This is a genomic window from Vibrio sp. 10N.222.49.A3, from assembly GCF_041475145.1.
In the GTDB taxonomy this organism is placed as follows: domain Bacteria; phylum Pseudomonadota; class Gammaproteobacteria; order Enterobacterales; family Vibrionaceae; genus Vibrio; species Vibrio tasmaniensis_A.
The window spans coordinates 1-8,130 of record NZ_JBFRVM010000197.1; the positions used below are offsets into that span (position 1 = coordinate 1).

An 8,130-nucleotide genomic window follows, 5' to 3' on the forward strand; every position below is an offset into this window, starting at 1 on the left:
AAGTGAACGGCATTAGCCCTGAGGCGCTATTTTTTAATCTGTCATATTTCCTTATTCTACTTCAGCTTCTAGCTCTTCGATTTCAGGCTTTTCAGCGCGGCGCGCTTCTGGTTTATGGCGCAGCTTGTTGAGTTGACGCTCTAGTTTTTGTTCTACTTCGTTAATAGCTACGTAGAGGTCGTCATGAATTGATGAAGCAACAAGTTGGCCTTTTGGTACCGTTAGAACGGCTTCAAATTTTTTCTTTTTATTTGGTTCTTCGCTAAAGCTCGCTTGGCAGCCAATGATGTCTACTTGCCATTTATCCAGCTTCTTAAATTTGCTTTCTATGTGATCACGGATTGCAGAGGTAATGTCGATATTTTTACCAGTGATGTTCATTTTCATAGAAGTTTTCCTCTGTTGTATCCCTCATGGGTTAACTTCAGATTACGACTTTTAGGAATAAAGAATGTGATTTAGATCTTGTTTTGGTTGGGTGGGATAAGCATTAAAATCAAATGTGATCTCACGCAAGTCTTGATATCTTTTTGTCGAAAAATACTTGTTATCCCTATGAAAAACGATAAGTTGGAGGCAAGGCTTCGCTAAAAATTAAACCAGTTTTTAGGGGCGGACTACAGCCTATAGAAAGTGCTTGATTGAAATTTACTCAATAGTGTTTTGTGATATAGGTATCATGATGTAGCTCTCTGCGTAAGCTTCTTCAGAATTAGATAAATAAAAGCCGCATAAGTTTTCTTATGCGGCTTTTATGTTTTTAACCTTATCTAACACCTTTGTTCCTCAAGCTCTGATGTTAAGGGCGAAGTTAATCGTTAGTGTTCAGTAATCTCGCTGTACCGTCCTCTCGGATGGCATTGATTGCTTGCAATTGTTTGTAAATGACGAAGTAACGATTGATGTTGGCGACATAGGTTACGGGTTCTTTACTCACGTACTTACGAGTGATGATTTCCACGTTTTTAAACCAGATATTTGGGTTATAACCCTTTTTTTTAGCAATGTTCCGCATCTTTCTTATCTTAGCGGGGCCGGCATTGTAAGAAGCTAAAGTGAAGTAGATTTGATTGTCAGGCGATATCGCTGGATCGTCAAAATATCGGTCTTTGATAAAGCGCATATATTTCACACCAGCATGGATGTTGTTATCCACCTTATGTATGTTTTTTATATTGACGTTTTTGTCTTTGGCGGTACTTGGCAACACCTGCATTACACCGATGGCGCCTCGGTGAGAAACCCTGCTTTGATCAAGTCCAGACTCTTGGAAACCTTGAGCTGACATCATCAAAGGGTCGAATTCGTATTCATTCGAATATTTTTCAAAGACATCTGCCAGTTTTGCCACTCGGTCTACTTTATTTGGGTTGAGTGCTCGTCCTAACCAACGAGTGTTGTCGATGTATTTATTATAGATAACGTTCCCAAGTAGAGTTCCTGTTCGTGCGGTCTTTACGTATTTGTTGATCTCTTTCTTTAGCTGAGGGCTGTCTTTTCTCAGTGCCCAAGCAATTTGACCATTTTCACGCAGCGGCAACTCAGTGTGTACCTGAATGTTTTCCATAACATCGAGCCAGAGCTTAGCTTTGTGGCTATCTAGAACTGTACCTTGTATATAACCCTGATTGACCAGTTCTATCAGCTCGTAGTCTTGCAATGATTCTTCGATAAAGTGGACATGCAGTGGTGGTAAACCTAGTGCGTTAAGCTCTTTGTTGACTCTTTGAACACTCTCGAAGTAACTCGAGCTAGCTCGGATCCAGACCTCTTGACCACTCAATTGCTTGATTTCGGTGATAGGGGCAGAATTTTTTCCGGTGATAATCAGTTCTTTCCCATCTTTGATCATTGGATCGGAAAAATCGATGACACTTAACCGCTTGTCGGTGATCGTTAGGTTGGCGACAGCGACATCACCGTAACCAGATTCTAACGAGGGGAGTAGATCATCTCGTTGCACGGGGATGATTTGAACGTTGAGATAGGGGTGCTTCTTACGAAGACTTTTCTCAAAGTGGTAGAGCATTTCTGCCACAATACCTTTTGGCTTGCCATCTTCTATGTAGTAAAAGCCCAGATCAGCCGAAACCAATACTCTCACTGTTCCTTTTGTTTTGAGTACATCTAAGTCTCCCATGTAAGGTTGATTGCTCAATGGGGACAGTTCTAATGCGTTGGAAAGTTGGCTAAATAACCCGATCCAGATAAATAATAACATCCTGCTCACATCCACACTCCATGTTGATGTTTTGTTAAAAGTTATCTATTGAAGATACTGCTTATGTTGCCATTCATCAAGTTTACCAGACGAAGTTCAAAAAAAATCGCGCTAACAAATTAGCGCGATTTTGAAGTGATTGTTTTAGTTAACGACGAGTGTGATTCGCTGACTAAGGCAGTGGATTGAGCTCGATTAACTTTTCTGTTCGTAACACTGCGTCTTCTAAGCCTAGTTGTTCATAAGCTTCTAATTGAATGTCTAAAGACTTACGTGCAGCAATGGTGTCAGGGTAAGTCTTCTGCAACTCTTGTGTTCTGTTTATAGCTGCAATCCAAGCTTCACGACGCAGGTAGAAATCAGCGGTTGCTAAGTCATACTCCGCGAGGCGGTTTTTCAGTGCGAACATGCGTTTTTGTGCATCTTCAGCGTATGGGCTTGCTGGGAAACGTTCTAACAGTCGTTTGAAATCAGCAAATGCAAGTTTCACAGGTTCTGGGTCTCGGTCGCTACGATCGATATTAAAAATATCATGCATGAAGTTTCGGTCTTGTGCCATATGCGTTAAACCGCGCATGTAAAGAACCCAATCCTGTTTTTCATGAGTAGGGTTTAAGCGTAGGAATCGCGAAATAGTCGCAAGGCCAAGCGCCAAGTCATCATTTTTGTAGTAAGCGTAAATCAGATCCAGTTGTACTTGTTCAGAATAGGCGCCGAATGGGTAACGTGAGTCTAAGGCTTCTAGCTTTTCGATTGCAGAAAGCCAGCTACCACTCTGCAGTGATTCTTGGGCGTCAGAGTAAAGAACCGATGGCGGTACATCCGGTACTATTTCTTCACTACTTGAACAACCAACTAAGAGTGATACGGCTAATAGACCCGTTAAAGTAAGGTGTTTCATGTCAGGCGTCGATTCCTTGAATTAAATATTTCGTAAGCTTCCGTTACTTTCTAACCAGTAACAGATACAATGATGCAATTATTCTATTTTATCCATACTAATGGGTATTAGTCTCACGGTTTTTAAAAAAGTTCGATATGGCTCAGCAGATAACATTAACAGACACAGTAAAAAGCAGCCAGTTAGGTCAACGTTTAGACCAAGCTGTCGCTGAACTATTTACCGATTTTTCTCGCTCTCGTATTAAAGAGTGGCTTCTTGACGGCAAAATCCAAGTGGATGGCGAAGTTATCACTAAACCGCGCACCATAGTTTTGGGCGGTGAAGCGATCATCTTACAAGCAGAGCTTGCGGATGAAGAGCGCTGGGAAGCACAAGATATTCCGTTAGACATTGTCTATGAAGATGATGATTTATTGGTTATCAATAAACCTCGCGATCTGGTTGTACACCCAGGTGCAGGTACGCCGGATGGAACCATACTAAACGCATTGCTTTTCCATTACCCTCAGATTGCTGAAGTACCTCGTGCGGGTATTGTGCACCGTCTTGATAAAGACACAACTGGTCTTATGGTTGTGGCTAAAACGGTTCCAGCTCAAACTCGCCTTGTACGAGCTCTTGCTAAACGTCGTATTACTCGTGAATATGAAGCAATTGCTATTGGTAAAATGACCGCGGGTGGTGTGGTTGAGAAAGGCATTAGCCGTCATGCAACTAAGCGTACGTTAATGGACGTTAATGAACTGGGTAAGCCTGCGGTAACTCACTACCGTGTTGCTGAGCACTTCCGCGAACATACTCGTATTCGTCTGCGCCTAGAAACGGGTCGTACTCACCAAATTCGTGTTCACATGTCATACCTTCAGCACCCGTTGTTAGGTGATATTGCGTACGGTGGTCGTGCTCGTATTCCTAAAGGTGCATCTGAAGAACTAACGACAATGATTCGTTCTTTTGATCGCCAAGCGTTACACGCGGTTATGCTGAAGTTTGTTCACCCGATTACTGGTGAAGAGGTAGAGTTCCACGCACCTGTGCCAAATGACATGGTTGTAATGGCTGAAGCGTTGCGTGTTGATGCTCGCGAAAACATAGAAGACGACATTTAATCGTGTCAATGATCATCCCTGACTGGAATGCACCAAAAAACGTGAAAGCATTTGCTTCGACTCGTTTTGATGGTTGTTCTACAGGTGCTTATCAAGGGTTAAACCTTGGTATGCATGTTGGGGATGATGCTTTACTTGTTGAAAGTAATCGAACATGGCTAAAGCAACAATCTAAGATGCCCACAGCTCCAGTATGGCTAAATCAAACTCACTCAACGGATGTCGTTACGGTTTTAGAACCTGTGGCGAATGTGCTTGATGCGGATGGTGCATTTACCACTGCAAAGGGGGTTGTGTGTTCTGCGATGACAGCCGATTGCTTACCGGTCATCCTTAGCGATACCAAAGGCACTCAAGTTGCTGCCGTTCATGCGGGTTGGCGTGGTCTTGCTGGTGGCATTCTTGAAAATGCCGTCGCAAAGTTTTCAAACCTAGATTCAGATAATCAGATCATTGCTTGGCTTGGTCCTGCTATTGGTAAAGATGCGTTTGAGGTTGGCAACGATGTGTTGGACGCTTTTGCTCGTTTTGACCCTCAAGCGAAATTAGCATTTAAAGCTAAATCTGAACCCGGCAAGTGGTTAGCAAATATGTCTCAACTTGCGACTCAACGATTAATGAAAGTTGGCGTGACTTCGGTGACAGATTCGAATCTATGTACATACGCAGATTCAGATGCTTTCTATTCTTATCGTCGTGATGGTATTACTGGGCGTCAGGCAACATTTATTTGGTTAGAGTAATCTCTGACTAGCATAACCACTCATCCAGTTCATTTATATTTTCATATCAGCTCTATTCTTCATCCTTATCCCTTGAAAATCTGCGTTACCGTATCCATCTTCTAACCATAAGATAAACATATCTAAAGAGTAGGAAGGTTGGCATGCGTCTCGATCGATTCACTAGTAAATTCCAAATTGCGATATCTGATGCTCAGTCGCTCGCATTAGGTCGTGATCACCAATATATAGAACCTGTACACCTAATGGTGTCTTTGCTTAATCAAGATGGCAGTGCGATTCGTCCATTGCTCACTATGTTGAATATTGACGTTGTTCAATTGCGTTCTAAATTGAGCGAAATATTAGACCGAGTGCCGAAAGTAAGCGGTATCGGTGGTGATGTTCAGCTTTCTAACGCAATGGGAACGCTATTCAACCTATGTGACAAGGTCGCACAAAAGCGGCAAGACAGTTACATATCTTCAGAAGTATTCCTACTCGCTGCCATTGAAGACAAAGGGCCTTTGGGTAACTTACTTAAAGAACTAGGCCTGACCGAGCAAAAACTATCTCAAGCTATCGAGCAAGTTCGTGGTGGTCAAAAGGTTGATGACCCGAATGCGGAAGATAGACGCCAAGCTTTAGAGAAGTTCACCATTGATCTGACCGAGCGAGCAGAGCAAGGCAAGCTAGATCCTGTGATTGGTCGTGATGATGAAATTCGTCGCACGATTCAAGTCCTTCAACGTCGTACTAAGAACAACCCTGTCATTATCGGTCAACCCGGTGTAGGTAAAACTGCGATTGTCGAAGGTTTGGCTCAGCGTATTATCAATAATGAAGTGCCTGAAGGCTTAAGAGGCCGACGAGTGCTTTCATTAGACATGGGCTCATTAGTTGCGGGTGCTAAATATCGTGGTGAATTCGAAGAGCGTCTAAAATCAGTGCTTAATGAATTATCGAAAGAAGAAGGCAATGTCATTCTCTTTATCGATGAAATTCATACGATGGTCGGCGCAGGTAAAGGCGAAGGCTCTATGGATGCGGGTAACATGCTGAAACCAGCATTAGCTCGTGGTGAACTGCATTGTGTCGGCGCAACAACGCTCGATGAATACCGACAATATATAGAGAAAGACCCGGCTTTGGAGCGTCGATTCCAAAAAGTGATCGTGGATGAACCCACCGTTGAAGACACGGTAGCGATTCTTCGTGGTTTGAAAGAGCGCTATGAACTCCACCATCATGTAGAAATTACCGATCCTGCTATCGTAGCGGCGGCAACGCTATCTCACCGATATGTTTCAGATCGTCAGTTACCAGATAAGGCGATTGATCTCATTGATGAAGCGGCTTCGAGTATTCGAATGCAGATAGATTCAAAGCCCGAGTCATTGGATAAGTTAGAGCGCAAAATCATTCAATTGAAGATCGAACAGCAAGCTCTGACGAATGAAAATGATGAGGCCAGTGAAAAGAGGCTTCGTACGTTACAAAGCGAACTTTCTGAGAAAGAACGCGATTTCGCAGAGCTTGAAGAAGTTTGGAACGCTGAAAAAGCGGCGCTGTCTGGTACGCAACATATTAAATCAGAGCTAGAACAAGCTCGAATGGATATGGATTTTGCACGACGCGCTGGTGACCTTAACCGTATGTCTGAATTGCAATATGGTCGAATCCCAGAATTGGAGAAGCAGTTAGATCTCGCGACTCAAGCTGAAATGCAAGAAATGACCTTATTACGTAATAAGGTGACCGACGCTGAGATTGCCGATGTCCTTTCAAAGCAAACCGGTATTCCTGTTTCTAAAATGCTAGAAGCAGAAAAGGAGAAGCTTCTGAAAATGGAAGGTGTTCTGCATAAGCGGGTTATCGGTCAAGCGGAAGCGGTCGAAGTGGTATCGAATGCGATTCGTCGTAGCCGTGCTGGTTTGTCTGATCCGAATAAGCCGATTGGTTCGTTCTTGTTCTTAGGGCCAACAGGTGTAGGTAAAACGGAACTGTGTAAAACATTAGCTAACTTTATGTTCGATAGTGAAGATGCGATGGTTCGTATCGATATGTCTGAGTTTATGGAAAAACACTCTGTTGCTCGTTTAGTTGGTGCTCCCCCTGGTTATGTGGGTTATGAAGAAGGTGGGTACTTAACCGAAGCTGTTCGTCGAAAACCTTATTCTGTCATTCTGCTTGATGAGGTAGAGAAAGCTCACCCAGATGTTTTCAATATTCTATTGCAAGTTTTAGATGATGGGCGATTAACTGACGGACAAGGTCGTACGGTTGATTTTAGAAATACCGTGGTAATCATGACATCGAACTTAGGTTCAACTCGTATTCAAGAGAACTTTAATACATTGGATTACCAAGGGATTAAAAATGAGGTTATGGAAGTGGTGGGTAAACATTTCCGACCTGAGTTTTTGAATCGAGTTGATGAAAGTGTCGTGTTTCATCCATTAGGCCAAGAGCACATCGAGTCAATTGCCGCTATTCAGCTTGATCATTTGAAAAAGCGAATGGAAGACAATGGTTATGAACTCGAAGTTTCAGAAAAAGCGCTCAAGCTAATCTCTCAAGTTGGTTTTGACCCTGTATATGGTGCAAGGCCTCTTAAAAGAGCAATTCAACAAACAGTAGAGAACCCATTAGCGAAAGCGATACTTGCAGGGAAAATCAATCCGGATAAGAAAGTGCAGCTATTAGTGAATAACGACCGAATTATTGCTCACCAATAATAAAGGTAAGAAGGATAGGTACGATTAGTCGAAATTAAGACGTAATCGTACCTATTTTGAACGCTTTGTGTGAATAGTGTCCGAACGATCGCCTGTGGCGATTTTTTTCCGTTTTTGGTCTTGTGCAAAGGGGGATTCTCTCTATAATGCGCCTCCGTTGCTAGGGATAACCAAGCGGTTTGAACTAAGTAACGAGACGACATTAAGCATTTAAGATGCTTTGAAAAATTAGCTGGAAAAAGTGTTTGACACTGGAACCCAATTCGCTAGAATGGCCGTCCACTTAGAGAGGCTCCTTACTAAAAGGAACGCTCAACAAGTGAAGCTCTTTAACAATTTAAACCTATCAATCTGTGTGGGCACTCGTTGATGAATATCAAAACGTTTTATCGTTAGATAAAACAGATTCTTCGGAATCAAAATTGATTTCAATGAA

Annotated in this window: 6 protein-coding genes; 3 read left to right on the forward strand and 3 right to left on the reverse strand. The window is 42.7% G+C overall.

The window, feature by feature from the left end:
• Positions 1-51: 51 nt before the first annotated feature.
• The 3 genes from hpf to AB4589_RS22880 all read right to left on the reverse strand — a co-directional run bounded on the left by hpf (position 52) and on the right by AB4589_RS22880 (position 3,122).
• Positions 52-387, reverse strand: coding sequence for a ribosome hibernation-promoting factor, HPF/YfiA family (gene hpf, locus AB4589_RS22870; RefSeq protein WP_004735034.1), 336 nt, complete (start codon positions 385-387; stop codon positions 52-54).
• Between the two features lie 424 nt (positions 388-811).
• Entirely contained in the window at positions 812-2,236 is a 1,425-nt protein-coding gene (locus tag AB4589_RS22875) for a lytic transglycosylase F (RefSeq protein WP_309598818.1), read from the reverse strand.
• A gap of 157 nt (positions 2,237-2,393) precedes the next feature.
• Positions 2,394-3,122, reverse strand: a complete 729-nt coding sequence (locus AB4589_RS22880) for an outer membrane protein assembly factor BamD (protein ID WP_009848466.1) — start codon at positions 3,120-3,122, stop codon at positions 2,394-2,396.
• 137 nt (positions 3,123-3,259) lie between these two features.
• Between AB4589_RS22880 and rluD the strand changes: the two genes are divergently transcribed.
• The 3 genes from rluD to clpB all read left to right on the forward strand — a co-directional run bounded on the left by rluD (position 3,260) and on the right by clpB (position 7,694).
• A complete protein-coding gene (rluD, locus tag AB4589_RS22885) occupies positions 3,260-4,234 on the forward strand; it encodes a 23S rRNA pseudouridine(1911/1915/1917) synthase RluD (RefSeq protein WP_009848467.1) in 975 nt (324 codons plus the stop codon).
• An 8-nt stretch (positions 4,235-4,242) separates the two neighbouring features.
• Positions 4,243-4,977 (forward strand): peptidoglycan editing factor PgeF, encoded by a 735-nt coding sequence (gene pgeF, locus AB4589_RS22890; RefSeq protein ID WP_032499186.1) that lies wholly within the window; start codon positions 4,243-4,245, stop codon positions 4,975-4,977.
• Between the two features lie 143 nt (positions 4,978-5,120).
• Entirely contained in the window at positions 5,121-7,694 is a 2,574-nt protein-coding gene (gene clpB, locus AB4589_RS22895; protein WP_017098368.1) for an ATP-dependent chaperone ClpB, read from the forward strand.
• Positions 7,695-8,130: the final 436 nt, after the last annotated feature.

Bases quoted from the DNA above. Each gene is read 5' to 3' on its own strand.
- hpf (WP_004735034.1), bottom strand. From the start codon at position 387: ATGAAAATGAACATCACTGGTAAAAATATCGACATTACCTCTGCAATC.
- AB4589_RS22880 (WP_009848466.1), bottom strand. From the start codon at position 3,122: ATGAAACACCTTACTTTAACGGGTCTATTAGCCGTATCACTCTTAGTT.
- rluD (WP_009848467.1), top strand. From the start codon at position 3,260: ATGGCTCAGCAGATAACATTAACAGACACAGTAAAAAGCAGCCAGTTA.
- pgeF (WP_032499186.1), top strand. From the start codon at position 4,243: ATGATCATCCCTGACTGGAATGCACCAAAAAACGTGAAAGCATTTGCT.
- clpB (WP_017098368.1), top strand. From the start codon at position 5,121: ATGCGTCTCGATCGATTCACTAGTAAATTCCAAATTGCGATATCTGAT.